The following is a 14817-nucleotide window of genomic DNA, read 5'->3' as shown; positions in this document are numbered from 1 at the left end:
GAAAACATGAAGAAAAAACTTTTATTCGTCATGAGTAACTTGAATTGCGGCGGAGCTGAAAAATCTCTCATTTCGTTATTGCATACGATTGATTACTCCAGGTTTGAGGTGGATTTATTTTTATTCAAACACGAAGGAATGTTTTTTAGTAAATTGCCTCGGGAAGTGACCGTGCTAGAAGCGCCGGTATCTTATCCTTATTTCGATATGCCTTTCAAATCGGCCGCAATCAACTGTATGAAAGAAAAGAGAGTAGACTTGGCATTATCAAGAATTGGCGCAGGCTATATATTCAAAACAGAAAAAAATGCGGCTAAGCGCGAGCAGAGAGCATGGAAATACATATCCAGATCATTCCCTGTGTTAAGTAAGCAGTATGATGCCGCTTTCGGTTATCTGGAGAAATCGCCTATCTATTATATTATTGAAAAGGTCGAGGCAAGTACAAAAATCGGGTTTATTCATAATGATTATGACAAGCTGGGTATGGATCCGCTTCTGGATTATGCTTACTTTAATAAACTGGACAAAATCGTTACGGTATCCGAAGAATGCGTCACTATATTAAAAGAGAGATTTCCGATGTTCGATCATAAAATTGAACTCATGCATAATATTGTGTCTCCGACTACTATCGTTCAAATGTCATTGGCAGAGGAAATTATACCAAAAAGCAAGATAACCATCGCTTCCGTTGGAAGGTTAAATTATCAAAAAGGTTTTGGAATGGCCGTAGAAGCTTGCGAGCTACTGGTTAATGATGGATACGCAATTAAGTGGTACATCGTTGGCGACGGTGAGGAGAGGCAGCGATTAACACAATTAATTGAGGAGAAGCAGCTGCAGGATTCACTTATTTTAACGGGCCTTAAAGAAAATCCATATCCTTATATCAAACAATGCGACCTTTATGTGCAAACATCCTTATTTGAGGGACGCTGTTTAACCATTACGGAAGCAAAAATTTTAAAAAAGCCGATTGTTTCGACTAATTTCAAAGTTATTTATGACCAACTGAGCGATGAAATAAATGGATTAATTGTGGAGCAGAATGCATTTTCAATTTATCAAGGGATTAAAAAGCTTATTGATAATGAACCTTTGAGAAGTCAATTAGTAAGCAACTTAATGAATGAATCATTAGGTACAGAGCATGAAATTAATAAACTGTACCAATGGATTAGCTAGGTAAAGGAAGTGTTATTATTTTGATGCAAATGTTTAGTCTCCTATTTTTGAGCATAGCGGTCATTATTGTGATGATTGACATATTGCCTATTTTTATGGATTGGACCGGAAGAATTCATATAGGCAGATATACGGATACGGGCAAATGGAACTTGTCTATAACTAAAGCAGGCTTGAAATGGCTGAATCATACTCCAAAAATTAAAGTAACCGACAATACACGATTAGTAGTCCTCGATATGTTAAGAGGAAATTATACCAAAAGTGCCATTCAGCATTGGCAGGAAGCAGCACTCCTTCTTGGATTAACAGAATATCTTGTGAATAATCATGATAAAAAGACGGAGGATGAAATTCGAACATTTTTAGATGCTAAATTTGATAGCAGCGGGCAATGGAAAAATAAACCTGAACATATAGATGCGGCGATACTTAGTTATGCCGTGATGAAATTGGAATTTCTAGACATCGACCAATATAAGAAAGCCTTTGACTACGTTTGGGATATGATACAAGCACATATCGGCGAAGACGGTACCGTTCAATATCGAAAATCGATGAAGAACTATCGTTACGTGGATACAATAGGCTTTATTTGTCCGTTTCTTATTGCTTATGGAATCAGATACAGCAACGAGGAGTGTGTAGAAATAGCTGTTAAGCAATTGAAGGAGTATGAGCAGCATGGCATGCTGGAGAAATATTATATCCCAAGTCATGCATACCATTTGAATAATTCGATGCCTCTCGGTTTATATGGCTGGGGAAGAGGTCTCGGTTGGTTTGCAATCGGATTAGCGGACGCCTGGCTTGAATTACCGACGGGACATGGCTCAAAAGAAATATTGGATGAAATGATCAAAAAGTTTGCAAGCAGTGTATTGAGCTTTCAAAGTTCAGATGGCAACTGGAACTGGTCGGTTGCACGCGGTGAATCGAGACCTGATTCTTCAACCACCGCAACACTAGGTTGGTTTCTGCTCCAAGCTTCACAAATTGAGGAGCTTACCGAGAAGTGCAAGGAAGGCGCCAATCGGGCTGTCGGATACTTAATGAAAGTGACAAGAAGAAACGGGGCAGTAGATTTCTCGCAAGGAGATACCAAGGATATAGGCGTATATTCGATGTTATTTAACATTCTGCCGTTTACTCAAGGCTTCTGCATTCGAATCATTAACGCTAATTCCGAGAAAAAAGTCTCATAAACAGGGTAGGAGATTCACATGAGGGTTAAGAGCTCTTTACTGAACATTTCGGCCGGATTAGGAAATCAAATCATTATAACGGCGTTAAGTTTCATTTCGAGGACTGTTTTTATTAACAGCTTAGGAATCGAATATCTCGGCATTAACGGACTATTTACCAGTATTTTGGCTATGCTCACATTAGCCGAAGCAGGCATTGGCTCAAGCATTGTGTACAATCTTTATAAGCCAGTAGCCGATAATAATCAACCTAAAATACTGGCCTTGATGCAGTTGTACAAAAGAGCCTACTTGATTATAGCAAGCATTGTAATGCTTCTCGGCTTAGGTCTCATGCCTTTTCTGGATCTGTTCATCAAGGAAACAAGCGTAGAAAACCTCAATTTTATATATTTGTTGTTCCTTATTAATACGGCTGCTCCGTATTTGTTTGTTTATAAGCATTCTTTTCTGAATGTAAATCAAAAAAATTACATTGTAACAGCGGTATTTTCAGTCTCAGCCATTGTCTCCACCTGTTTGAAAATTGCAATCTTGTACTTCACGGAAAACTACATTTTATATCTTGCTATAGAGAGCATACTCTCAATTATTACATCGGTTATATTGGCCTTCGTTGTTGATAAGTTATATCCTTTCTTGAAACAAAAGATAAAGAGCAAGCTTGATCCGGAAACGAAAGTCAACTTTATTAAGAATATGAAGGCGATCATACTCCAAAATGTCGGTAATTATTTTGTTTTTGGCGTGGAAAGCATCCTTATTTCATCATTTGTCAGCATAGCGGCAGTTGGCCTTTATTCCAATTACAAAATGCTGATTGATATATGCCGAACATTCCTCAATCAGGTGTTTTCTAATATGTATCACAGTCTGGGAAATTTAGTCGCAAAGGAAAGCCCGGAAGCTATCTATAGGATATATAAAGTAACGCTGCTTCTTAACTTTTGGTTATACTCCCTGCTTTCTATTGTCTTATATTTATTTGTTGAGCCTCTAATTAGGATCTGGATTGGACCTGATTTTATTATGAGTAACATCGTTTTGCTTGTATTGGTTATCGCTTTCTATGAAAGAGGGATGCGAAACTCGTTAAGCGCAGTTAAGACAACGGCGGGAATATTCCATGAGGATCGTTTTGCACCGCTGTTTCAGGCAGCAGCAAACCTAGGTGTTTCTATTGTACTTGTACATTATATGGGAATAGCGGGTATATTCATAGGTTCATTGGTCAGCGCATTGTTGGTTCCTTTTTGGTATACTCCTCAACTGGTCTATAAAAAGGTATTTAAACAACCGGTACACCGTTATTATTTACATTACTTCAAGTTTACCGCGGTTGGAGCAGCGGCTTGCTTGGTTGCTGGCAGCGTTAGTCGCTTAATACCATTAGACACGATATTATGGCTCGTGCTGCAAGGCATTACATGTTTTATTCTAGTAAATCTAATTTATACCGCAGTATTTCATAGATCGGATGAGTTCAAGTATTTGCTTGGAATTGCTCGAACACTATTAAACAAATCAGCGCGCGTAAACGCAATTTTCCAAAGGTTAAGTAAGTACGGACGTAATATGGAGGTCGGCGGAAACAAGTAATTTTCTCAAAAGACTAAATAAAAGGAATTTGTTTGCTACAATGTTCTTAATAAAGAAATTTAATGTTTCTTATAATGAATTCTGGAGAGGGGTAAATCGAATGGCTATTTTAATTACCGGCGGTGCAGGATATATCGGGAGTCATACATGCGTCGAGCTTCTTGAGGCGGGCTACGAGGTTATTATTGTCGACAACTTATCTAATAGCAGTCCTATTGCTTTGAAGCGTGTAGCTGAAATAACGAATAAAAAATTCACCTTTTATCAAATGGACTTATTGGATCGTAACGGACTTGACGATGTGTTCTCCAGACATTCCATCGAAGCCGTTATTCATTTTGCAGGACTCAAGGCGGTTGGAGAATCTGTTCGTCTACCTCTAAAGTACTATCATACGAATATAATGAGCACCTTAGTGCTATGCGAAGTTATGGAGAAGCATGGCGTACATAAGCTGGTATTTAGCTCATCTGCGACGGTCTACGGGCTGCCAAAGCAAGTTCCTATCGATGAAGACTTTCCGCTGGGAGCAACAAACCCATATGGACAGACAAAGCTAATGCTTGAGCAAATCTTGCAGGATGTAGCAGAGTCGAACGAGCAATGGGGAATATCGATTTTGCGTTATTTTAATCCGATCGGAGCGCATAAGAGTGGTTTAATCGGTGAGAATCCAAATGGCATTCCGAATAATTTGCTGCCATATATATCGCAAGTAGCCGTTCAGAAGCTGAATCAAGTACACGTTTTTGGCGACGATTATCCTACTGTAGATGGAACAGGCGTAAGAGACTATATTCACGTCGTTGATCTTGCAAAGGGACATTTGCGAGCGCTGGAGAGAATTCTAAGCAAGTCCGGCGTGGATGTTTATAACCTCGGTACAGGACGCGGTTATAGTGTACTTGAAATGATAGCCGCATTCGAGAGAGTATCGGGCAGGAGCATTCCGTATACCATCGTAGATCGGAGACCTGGTGATATCGCTGTGTGCTTTGCCAATACAACCAAGGCGAATGAAGAGCTGGGCTGGGCTGCGACGCGTGGAATCGAAGAAATGTGCGAGGATTCATGGCGCTGGCAATATGACAATCCGAATGGCTACGAGCAAGAGGAGCTAGTTGTTTCCGGTTCAGCGTTGGCGCCTCATAATTGAGCTACCCATTACCTAGTTCCTTTACTCTAATTGGTTTAGCAATCCTTTAAAACATTCGACAAAAAATGTAATAATTTCTCATTTCTGTGAGACATGAACCGACAACATGCGCAAACCAGGTGGGTTATAATACTCACATAAAGCAAATAAAGAGCATAGGGAGACGTTGAAATGCGTTTAGTATCTGGGCACCTTATACGCATGGAGTCAGTGGTGCAACCGTCCCAATTTGAATGGGGGACATGGGGAAATGGTACTTTTCGGATCAGAAAACAAGCAGGTCTTGGATGATGAATGGGTAGCATTAATCATGAACGCACGGACATTGGGGTTTAGCGTAGAGGATGTGAGAAAAGTACTCCTTTGCCTTAAGGAAAGCGGTAAGGATGAGATGCAAGATACTGCTGCTGTGTAACAATAAAAAAGCGCTAATCGCGCTTAATTTTCCACTTGTTGAATTCCAGAAATTCTTTAAACTGATCCTTGCTTACACCGGAGGCCATCGCTTCTCTTACCAAATCAGCCCATTCATGATCTAGATGTTCGGCCTTTTGCTCAGATTGGTCGCTATTCAAAAAGTCTTCTACCGATACTTTCAATACAGCGCCTACCTTTTCAAGAAACTGAATCGAAGGATTTTGTTGGAGCCCTCGTTCAATGGAGCTTAAATAAGATTTCGCAACACCAGCTCTTTGAGAGAGTTCGGTAAGTGATAGGCCATTTCTCTTGCGCAGCATCTTAATACGTTCTCCGATCATAACTAACTCCTCCGTCACCACATCGTTGTAGACTTCTCTACATTATAACGAATAATTATGGATTGCGAAAGCTTATAAGCTGACTCTTATGCATAATCTTGGATGATACATATTAAATTCGACTATAAACGACCTGGGTTTATGGCGTTGAAAGGGCTTGCCATAAAGTAAGCCCTATTTTCTTTGTTCTTCAATTATTTGCTGCAGCCGCTAACCTCAGGCGCTTGCCTCGGACTGATTGTTTAAAAGATTTCCGAATAAACTCGCTGAATCAGCTGCCAGCTGAACAAATTCTCCCCGTTCAACCAGCTTCCCTTGATCGATGACGATAACTTGATCGGCATGCCGGATGGTTGATAACCGGTGAGCAACAACGATAACGGTCATCGTGCCCTTTAAGCGATCAATGGCTTCTTGAATTTTCTTTTCATTTTCCGTATCCAAAGCGCTTGTCGCTTCATCTAGAACGAGGATGGCCGGTTTACGTATGACCGCTCGAGCTAGAACTAGCCGTTGACGTTCACCTCCAGAAAGCCGGATTCCCCGATCGCCTATGACCGTATCCAGTCCTTGAGGAAGCTTGCGGACAAAGTCGGATGAGGAGGCGAACTCTAAGGCTTCCCACATCTGCTCATCACTGGCATCTGGCTGGATCAATTGCAGGTTTTCTCTAATGCTGGCGTTGAATAAGAAAGGATCCTGCGCAACATAACTGATAGATTGCCGGTAAGATAACAAATTCTCATTCGTTATCGGCTTGCCGTCTATTAATATTTGCCCTGACTCAGGCTGCATCAATCCCATGATCAGATCGATAAGCGTACTTTTTCCCGCACCGGAAGGGCCTGCAATGGCAGTCATACGATTGGACGGTATATGAAAATTAATATTTTTGAGAGTGAATTCTGTTTCCTCACGGTTATAACGAAAACTAATATTGCGACACTCAATCCCGTGTTCTGCCCGTAATGGTGCGTTTACCTCATAGCCAAGTTCCAATCGCTCAGTCGCATTATTGCATTCATTTTGCAATTGAATCAAAGCTTTGCACGCAGGTATCATGGAGGCCAGCTGCTCCAACGTGGATTGAATACTGGTGAATCTCGGCCACAAACGGGCGAAAATAACAGTGATCGTCAACAGCTGTATGCCCTGCGTTTGAAATAGCTTAAATGATACGAGTATGAAGCATGCGATAAGCAGAGCTGAGGACATTTTATACACTAACTGCGAATTCATTCTCAATTTGACATAAGAAACCTGTTCACGAATCATTCCTTCGGTCAAATCGGAAAGCCATTTTATCCGAGAGCGTTCGAGCGTATTGCTCTTTATGTCTTTAATCCCGTTTAGTTGATCTGTTATTCCTGCGAGGTAGCTCTGGGACAATTGGGAGGTTTGGTTACCTAGTGCTTTGGCTCTCTTAATAAATCGGCTAGAGAATAGGCCCAGAATAATGCCGGATCCCAAAACGAACAACGTTAAATTCGGAGATAGCCAAAAAGCAATTCCGATTTGGATGAAGGTGAAGATGAGAGAGGTTACAAGCTGAAGGAAAAGATTAATGGCTCCAAGGACGCGGGCTAACTCAATCGTTAACAAGTTAATTAAATCCGATGATCTCTTATTTAGAAAGAAAGGCCAGTTTGATAAAAGAAGAGAGTTGTAGGTTTCAAGTCTTAAATGACGGCCATACAGATTTTGTATTTCCACGTTCCGGATCGTTACGCTTCGTTGTATGAGGTTTTGTCCTAACACAATGATAATATAGGAACCTAAAATCATTAATAAAGCTAACGTCGGCGGGACATCACTCAAATACTCGGAGAGCCATGAGAAGTAGCTTCCACCCATATCTAAGCTCACGATCCCGATTAAACCTAGCAAAGGAATGATCAATAAAATTCCAATACTTTCAAGGAAGCTGGAAATTACCATCCCAAACAGATTGATGTATAAAGCTGCTCCCGAAAAAGTATGCAGCCGTTTAATAAAGTGTAAAATGTACGCCATATATTTCTCCTCTCGGGCAGCCCAATAAGGCTGTAACATCCCCGAATCCATACTACTAGTGGTTTAAAAGCCGCTTGCCTTTTTCGCAAACTTCTCAACTACAATGAAACGGCTCATGACATCCGCGCCAGTGAGATACAGCGGGCCGCTGCGCAGCCATGCATGCGCGATTAATTCTCCGTTTTCATCCTTGGCAGTACCTAAATAAAGGGTACTGTCGATCCGCCGTCTCTCGAGCATTTTCATGCCTGCGATTGCTTTGACCAGACATTTGCTGTCCCATAACGTATGGCGGCTAACAACCTCTAAGGCACTGGAGATATGCTTTAGCTGGCTTACATCCGTTGTTAAATGATGAATGGGAGTTTCTTCGGTTTTTGCGCCAAGCTTTGGGGCTACTTTGGCAAAAGGCCGGTACATCAGAAGACGTGCCCAGCCCAAGAATATATATGCCTCACAAAATAGAAGAAAGGTATGTCTATTAAGCATGAATAGAAATCGAATTCTCTTGATTAACAAGAATCAGACCTTCTTTCCACAAATGTTCCAGAAAGGAAATAACATGCTGTTCACACACTGTCCGTTCAACGTCATACTCAGCCATTAATAGGTCTACAATTTGCCGGGCAGAGATTGTGCTTCCGAGTGAATCCCAAATTCGCCCTCCGACGGTGCCGAGATTATAATATTTTCCGTTTCGGATGCTCAGCATTACCTTCTCGCCATCCATATCGCTAACAATATTTTGTTCACATGGTGAAATGAAATCCGTTAAAGCAATCGTTTGGGACTCAATCATTTTATAGTTCCTCCTTGTGTATGGTGTTTAGTAAAAGCTGAGCCAGTTCATGGGCAGTAAAACCGGATGACGGCCGTTGCAGCTGATACATGTCCATCCGATTGGCGAATTGTGCAAGAGTGCTGAAGTGCCACTCCATTAAATTCAGTCGTTCGATCAGAAAGCTGCGGAATGTATGTTGAAGCAGCGTGTGAAACCTTACAAGTCCATTAATAGGTTCTAACGCTGCATTTGTTTCTGTTTTTACGAGTTCAAACACACCAGCCAGCGGCAGAGGGTGCTCACAAAATCGAGATGGGACAGGTACGGCGAATTTTGTTTCCCTATCAAATAAGGGTTGAAAATCCGTCGAGCTCATGCCGAGCTGGTCTATGGTTTCCTGCCACATTTTTTGCTGAGGGTATGCAGGCATAACCATCGGTATATGATCTTGCGTTAGCGTTACTGCAATTAAGTCATCACTCAATAATTTGTATCCTTTATTTAGCAAAATCGACGCGAGTGTTGATTTTCCAGCACCGGATACACCTATAATGGCATAGGCTTTCCCATTAATAGCGATTGCGCTGCCGTGAAGCGGAAGTATTCTTTTTTGCATCAGAATAACTCCCATACAAGTGCCCAGGATATACAGGCGGATCTTATCTTCTTCGGAACCTTCATAAGGAGAGACAATAATGGATTCGCCATTGCGAATGCAAAAGATGGCGGTGTCAGGCACTCGAATTAAAACTTGATTGTCTCTGACAGTAAAATATTCATCTGTTTGGGCAAATTCATTCCACAATGAGGTAAGATCTTTCATTGTAACGGTTACTTTTTCGTTTCCAAGGTGAGTGTGCTCTTCCGATAGAGGCAGCTCAGGCAGCGGAATATAGCTTTCGATCCGTAAGCCGAAGGAGTTATAAATGGTTTGGCTTTCAGTCTTCAACATGATTATCACTCCAGATCGTGATGCGGTATTTGGGGTAGGTGCCCTTATACTTTGACATATAAGGGCATCTGGATCTAAGTATGGAAGAAATTACTTAAAAGACTAGCTGAAGTGAATCACTTCTGTCGGGTCGGGCTGAACGGCATCAGGAAGATGAATGCCAGGACCCGCCATTGTCATATTAACGTCAAGAACTTCCAAAGCAGGTTGCTGCCACGCTTTTTTCTCTTGATTTTGCATAGTATCACCTCCTCTCATGCGAATTTTTTTATAAATCGGTGGAAGATCAGGCCGCGCATCAATATCCGAAAATGAGTGTCAAAGACAAGCTCCGGACGAGGCTCTTTTCGAACAATCGATAAGGCGTTTGTCAATTCCTTTATATTGAGATACCCGGAGATAATCGGGTCTTCAATAACCTGTTGAAGCTCGCTGATGAGGGTGTTCCAGGCAGGAATCATCCGATGGAGGCCATCGGCCCCTTGAACCCCGCGTACTTTTTGGTTTAGTCTGATCGTGTCCGGCAAATAATTTTTTGTTGATCTGCGTATGAGCGACCGGTCGAGACCGTTCTGGACGAACTGCTCCTCAGGTACCGATAAGCAAAAGCGGATGACGCGCAAATCGTTCGTTGCATCGCGTTCCCATAGCGAATAACGCAAGGACTGCTTGCATCCGACCGTTCCGGTTATATTCCAATAATAGAGCTGTTCGAACTGTTGTTTTCTGACTTCATAGACGTTTTGCAAAGAATTGCCCCAAAAATCATACCCGTGCTCTTGTAGTCTTTCATAGACATTTGTTCGTTGGGCAAATTCAGGGTTAATTAAATCCGGCTGGCTAGGCACGTTTGATGATGACTTTAGCTTAGTGATTTGAGGAAACGCCTTTTTGCCGACAACCGGAAATATTCGTGACTTTTTAATTCCAAGATCTTTGCTGTAAAGATGAAGCTCCTTATAAAACCGGAACCATTTAAAGCTTCTAAGCAAGCTAGCCTGGTAATCTAAGGCGGGACCCCACGAGATTGTCCAGTTTCCTCGACTTCCAGTAAGCAATACGCCGACGTCCTGCTCATGAGCTTGCTGATAGATGCCCTTCATCCAAAAGGAGTTTTCATAAAATTTATAGGGAGTCTCCATGATGTCGAGCCAATCATCCACCTCGGAAAGTGGGTTCATTTCAGGAAAGTTAAAATATTGATCGTTAATATTACCAACATGTCTTACCGTCGTTTGAATATTTTGCCGTTCGTTTGCGACTCTGCTCTTGGGCGTCCAATCTTTGAAATCATCGAGCGGCACGTAACTGAACGTATGTAATTTTTTATTTTCCTCGCGAAGCGCTTTCGCGGCAAAGCTTACGACCGATCCGGAATCGAGACCTCCGCTTAAGTTTGCTCCAACCTCACGATGTGTGCGAAGTCGTGAAGATACTGCTGTTTGGAAAACATCCCGGAATGCTTCTTCGTATTCCTCATTGGATCTGAGCTTCAGTTTGTCTTCAGCGACTATCGTGCAATATCTTGAAAATTTTATTTCACCGTTTTCGACCGAAATGCTGTGGGCCGGCGGGATTTGACCGACATGCTTGTATACGGTCGTAAATAAATCAACGGCTTCGGTTGTTATCGGAATGGCTAGAAACTCGGATATCCATTGTTCATTTAATTGTTTATTTAGTCCCGGTATAGAAAAGAGCGGTTGGATGGTCGTAGAGAATGCAAACAGCTCTTTTGTTCGAGCATAATAAAGCGTCCGGCTGCCGGAAAAATCTCTTGCTCCAAACAATGATCGATTTTGTTGATCCCAAATGACGAAAGCGAAATCTCCGATTAAATGCTTGGGTGCATCCTTCCCCCATTTCTGATAGGCAAGCAGGATTAATGTGCTATCAGCCATTTCCTTTCGATCTGTCAAACGTACATGTAATTTATCGAACAATTCAGACCGATTATCGATGATGGCATCCGCGGTTATTGCAAGTCCGCGTTCATAATCATAATGCGGCAAGCGCTCAGTGATTGACTCCGGAGTAACCCATTGGGCATGACATCCCAGGAAAACATCCTCGTTAAGCCATGTGTGCACATAATCGGCGGGATAGCGCTGTAGAGCCTTCATGACCTGCATGCCAAGCTCAGGCTGTACAGGTGCGTGATTAAAATGATAGATACCAGTTATTGCGCTCATTGTATCCTCCTGTCAATTACCAAAAGCACAACTAGTTGCTTACAAAGCTTTGTGTTGTTCTTGTTAAAGAACGAAAATATATGGTTAAGAAAAGTCCAATACAGGCAATATAGTACAGCAATTTTAATCTAATCAATTCGCTTAGGAATAATTAGTTGCTGTTAATTTTGTTCTTAATAAAGAACTTGGTTTTAGGTTACATCTTCTTTGAATCGTTGTCAACAGATTCTTGATTAATATGTTTCTTGAAGCCAAATTAGTCGAAATCAATGAGGAGGTTCCAACTGTTGTGAATGAGGATTCTATTGATTATACTGGGACATACCACATATACCAGACGTGAATGAGGGGGAGTATGCTTGTTTTTCATTGCACTAGCCGGATTTTTGGTTTTTATTTACATACTCTTTATTTTCCCGACGCAATGGCTAAAGATTGAACAAGTTCAACATCCGATAGGGATCAATAAGCGAATCTTGCAAATTAGCGATCTTCACGTTGATATGCTGCGTGTTAGCACGCTTCGGATCCGGCAAGCTATTGAAGCTCATAAGCCGGACTATATTTTCTTGACTGGAGACTATACATACAGGGAACGGTATCTCCTGCGCGCATCTTACTATTTTAAAGTCATTGCTGATTGCGGCGTTCCCGTCTATGCTGTCCTGGGTAATCACGACTATGACCTGCCCCGCTTAAAGAGGCTCCTTGACTTATTTCAAGCTTACGGTATTCAGGTTCTGCGCAACGAGTCGGTTTCACTTTCGGATTTTCATCTAGTCGGAATTGACAACGATAGTACCGGGCACAGCAGAATCGAACAGTCTTTCAAAGGTGTTGGCAATGAAAGGCCGATTGTCGTTATCACGCATGATCCAAATGTGCTCCTGCGTATTAAGCGTCCATATGATTATTTGATGGCCGGCCATTTGCATGGTAAACAGCTGAACGTGCCATTCTTTTTTGCTTTCAAATCGAAAGGTCCGCTTTCAAAAAAAGGCATATACAAAGGCTTGCATTCGAATGAGCAAGGCGTTTTTTATATCTCCAAAGGAATCGGTCAGGCCGGTGTCAATGCCCGTTTTATGGTGCGGAGTGAAATAACGGTACATGATCTTTAACTCAGAAGCTATTATTGATCTGTACCGCTGCGCAGGCGGCTTGCTTCACGAAAAGCAGCCGGTGGTATTCCTTTTTCTCCGGCAAAAATCCGGGTGAAATAATGAACGGATGAGAAGCCGCTTCGCTCAGCGATATCTTTGATAGGATCAAGGGTCTGTGTAAGCATTTGCTCCGCTGCGCGGATTCTTTCGTTCCGGACTAACGATGAAAAGGACTCGTGGATATTTTGAGCAAACAATCGGGATAGATGACGCTCCGATATGTTAATGTAACGTGCTACTTCAGATAAAGTCAGATTGCTTCGAAGATTGTCACGAATATATAGCTTCGCACGCTTAATTAGGAGAGCGGCATTCGATGTAAGGGGAACAGCTTCCGGCCTTTTGCCGGTTCTTCCAAGAAGTGTGGCAAAAGATACAATTAATGCATGAGCAAGCTGCGGCAGCAGTGAAATTGGCACGGCGCTGCTGCTTTCACTTGGGATCAACAATGATTTCCAAATTTGTACAGTGGGTGAATGAGTTGTCATCTCTACCCAAATTTCGCTTGTATTCAGGGAAGAGCAATAGAGTTGGAAATCATCGGTGTTCGAATGAATTTCGTCCGGTTCGAAGGCTACAAACAGGATATCAAGATCATTCACATCTTTGATTTGATGAGATTGGTTTGGCCTTGAACAGAACATGACGCCTTCATACAGCGGATATTCTGCATCCCCTTCAACATAAATCCCCAATCCGCCATTCACATAGCATATTTCAAAAAAGGAATGCTTATGAACGAAGTTAGAGGCCAGATTCTGAACAACTCCCCAATAGTAGACGTAGAGTGTTAAACGATCTCCTTGCAGAAACCGGGCATACCGGTTTAAACGCTCTTCGCTTTTGGGCCAATGATACATAACGATCACAAACTCCTTTGGCGTAATATTGCAAAAAGATGTCATCAGCATGCAAATACGTTTTTTCTTTATCCCATCTATAATTAAACTATATTCACATTAATTTTGCGATAAGGAGAATGAACGTGATCGACCATGCAGATGTACAATTTTACAAACAAAATGGTTATTTACTCGTAAGGGGAGTGTTTAATCAAGTAGAAGTTCTGGAGATGCGGGAAGCGGTTGAGAAGATTGTACAAAGAGCGGCGGATGCTCAAATGGATCAGAATCATGCATGGCAGGGGGATTTTCTGCCATCGGAACAGCTTAAGAAGCTTGTGCTTAAGGGCTTTCACGATGTGCATTACCATGACGCGGCATTTACGCGAGCTGTCGTTCATCCGAACATGACAGCTGTTTTAAATGGAATTATCGGACCTAATGTACAGCTGCATCATTCGAAAATGCTGGTAAAACCGCCTGCGAACGGAGCTGCATTTCCGATGCATCAGGATTATCCCTATTTTCCGCACCGCGATCATTCCATGTTAGCCGCCAGCGTGCATTTGGACGATGCGGATTTGGAGAACGGATGCCTATGCGTAATTCCAGGCTCTCATCTTCAGGGACCGCTGCCGCATGTCGGGAAGCATTATCTCAATCATAAAGAACACCCGATTTCCTCAGGGACGCCTTGTCCTGCAAAGGCGGGCGACGTGTTGTTTTTCAACTATTTAACGATTCACGGCTCAGATGTCAACCGCAGTGAGAGAACACGCAGAAACGTCCTTTTGCAGTATAGGGATGCTGCTGACGTTCCAACGGAAAATGTTCATTTTGATTGGGGAATGGGCTTGATGGTGAGTGGAGAAAATCGAGACTTCAAAAATGTAAAGCCGAAATTTCAAATTGCAGAAACAAAATAGGTAATAGAAATCCGGTGAATAAAAAATGCCCTTGGCCCAACA

15 protein-coding genes and 1 riboswitch are annotated in these 14817 nt (G+C 42.1%); of the genes, 7 read left to right on the top strand and 8 right to left on the bottom strand.

Going from position 1 to position 14817, the window contains the following annotated elements; translation table 11 throughout:
- Nucleotides 1-6: 6 nt before the first annotated feature.
- The 5 genes from DFP97_RS22390 (at nucleotide 7) to sinI (ending at nucleotide 5563) form a co-directional block, all read left to right on the top strand.
- Nucleotides 7-1188, top strand: coding sequence for a glycosyltransferase (locus DFP97_RS22390; RefSeq protein ID WP_114382519.1), 1182 nt, complete (start codon nucleotides 7-9; stop codon nucleotides 1186-1188).
- A 17-nt stretch (nucleotides 1189-1205) separates the two neighbouring features.
- Nucleotides 1206-2393 carry a glycoside hydrolase family 88 protein gene (locus tag DFP97_RS22385; protein WP_114382516.1) on the top strand — a complete coding sequence of 396 codons (1188 nt, stop codon included), beginning with the start codon at nucleotides 1206-1208 and terminating at the stop codon, nucleotides 2391-2393.
- A gap of 18 nt (nucleotides 2394-2411) precedes the next feature.
- Nucleotides 2412-3992, top strand: a complete 1581-nt coding sequence (locus DFP97_RS22380; protein ID WP_114382512.1) for a lipopolysaccharide biosynthesis protein — start codon at nucleotides 2412-2414, stop codon at nucleotides 3990-3992.
- Between the two features lie 100 nt (nucleotides 3993-4092).
- Nucleotides 4093-5148, top strand: a complete 1056-nt coding sequence (galE, locus tag DFP97_RS22375; RefSeq protein WP_114382508.1) for a UDP-glucose 4-epimerase GalE — start codon at nucleotides 4093-4095, stop codon at nucleotides 5146-5148.
- Nucleotides 5149-5298: 150 nt separating this feature from the next.
- A riboswitch (cyclic di-GMP riboswitch) is annotated at nucleotides 5299-5382 on the top strand.
- 16 nt (nucleotides 5383-5398) lie between these two features.
- Nucleotides 5399-5563 carry a DNA-binding anti-repressor SinI gene (gene sinI / locus DFP97_RS30885; RefSeq protein ID WP_181873628.1) on the top strand — a complete coding sequence of 55 codons (165 nt, stop codon included), beginning with the start codon at nucleotides 5399-5401 and terminating at the stop codon, nucleotides 5561-5563.
- A gap of 13 nt (nucleotides 5564-5576) precedes the next feature.
- Here sinI and DFP97_RS22370 read toward each other — a convergent pair whose 3' ends face one another.
- The 7 genes from DFP97_RS22370 to DFP97_RS22340 form a co-directional block, all read right to left on the bottom strand.
- Nucleotides 5577-5906: a helix-turn-helix domain-containing protein gene (locus DFP97_RS22370; RefSeq protein ID WP_114382504.1), complete on the bottom strand. Its 330-nt coding sequence runs from the start codon at nucleotides 5904-5906 to the stop codon at nucleotides 5577-5579.
- A 216-nt stretch (nucleotides 5907-6122) separates the two neighbouring features.
- The gene (locus tag DFP97_RS22365; RefSeq protein WP_114382502.1) at nucleotides 6123-7919 is read right to left on the bottom strand and encodes an ABC transporter ATP-binding protein; all 1797 of its coding nucleotides are present in this window, start codon (nucleotides 7917-7919) and stop codon (nucleotides 6123-6125) included.
- A gap of 63 nt (nucleotides 7920-7982) precedes the next feature.
- Nucleotides 7983-8408, bottom strand: coding sequence for a lasso peptide biosynthesis B2 protein (locus DFP97_RS22360; protein WP_114382499.1), 426 nt, complete (start codon nucleotides 8406-8408; stop codon nucleotides 7983-7985).
- Complete coding sequence (locus DFP97_RS22355; RefSeq protein WP_114382496.1) at nucleotides 8401-8718, bottom strand: lasso peptide biosynthesis PqqD family chaperone; 318 nt, start codon at nucleotides 8716-8718, stop codon at nucleotides 8401-8403. Before DFP97_RS22355 ends, DFP97_RS22360 begins: the two co-directional genes overlap by 8 nt.
- Before the next feature lies 1 nt (nucleotide 8719).
- On the bottom strand, nucleotides 8720-9652 hold the full coding sequence (locus tag DFP97_RS22350) for a phosphoenolpyruvate carboxykinase (ATP) (RefSeq protein ID WP_114382494.1): 933 nt from the start codon (nucleotides 9650-9652) through the stop codon (nucleotides 8720-8722).
- A 102-nt stretch (nucleotides 9653-9754) separates the two neighbouring features.
- Complete coding sequence (locus DFP97_RS22345; RefSeq protein WP_114382492.1) at nucleotides 9755-9892, bottom strand: paeninodin family lasso peptide; 138 nt, start codon at nucleotides 9890-9892, stop codon at nucleotides 9755-9757.
- Between the two features lie 14 nt (nucleotides 9893-9906).
- Complete coding sequence (locus DFP97_RS22340) at nucleotides 9907-11844, bottom strand: asparagine synthase-related protein (RefSeq protein WP_114382490.1); 1938 nt, start codon at nucleotides 11842-11844, stop codon at nucleotides 9907-9909.
- 359 nt (nucleotides 11845-12203) lie between these two features.
- Between DFP97_RS22340 and DFP97_RS22335 the strand changes: the two genes are divergently transcribed.
- Complete coding sequence (locus DFP97_RS22335; protein WP_114382488.1) at nucleotides 12204-12965, top strand: metallophosphoesterase; 762 nt, start codon at nucleotides 12204-12206, stop codon at nucleotides 12963-12965.
- A gap of 11 nt (nucleotides 12966-12976) precedes the next feature.
- On the opposite strand, the gene DFP97_RS22330 is transcribed toward DFP97_RS22335, so the two are convergent.
- Nucleotides 12977-13867 (bottom strand): AraC family transcriptional regulator, encoded by an 891-nt coding sequence (locus DFP97_RS22330; protein ID WP_114382487.1) that lies wholly within the window; start codon nucleotides 13865-13867, stop codon nucleotides 12977-12979.
- A gap of 125 nt (nucleotides 13868-13992) precedes the next feature.
- On the opposite strand from DFP97_RS22330, the gene DFP97_RS22325 reads away from it, so the two are divergent.
- Nucleotides 13993-14775 (top strand): phytanoyl-CoA dioxygenase family protein, encoded by a 783-nt coding sequence (locus tag DFP97_RS22325; protein WP_181873627.1) that lies wholly within the window; start codon nucleotides 13993-13995, stop codon nucleotides 14773-14775.
- Nucleotides 14776-14817 lie beyond the last annotated feature (42 nt).

The sequence above is a fragment of the Paenibacillus prosopidis genome, from assembly GCF_003337375.1.
Classification (GTDB): domain Bacteria; phylum Bacillota; class Bacilli; order Paenibacillales; family Paenibacillaceae; genus Pristimantibacillus; species Pristimantibacillus prosopidis.
This window is presented reverse-complemented; position numbering and strand designations above follow the sequence as displayed.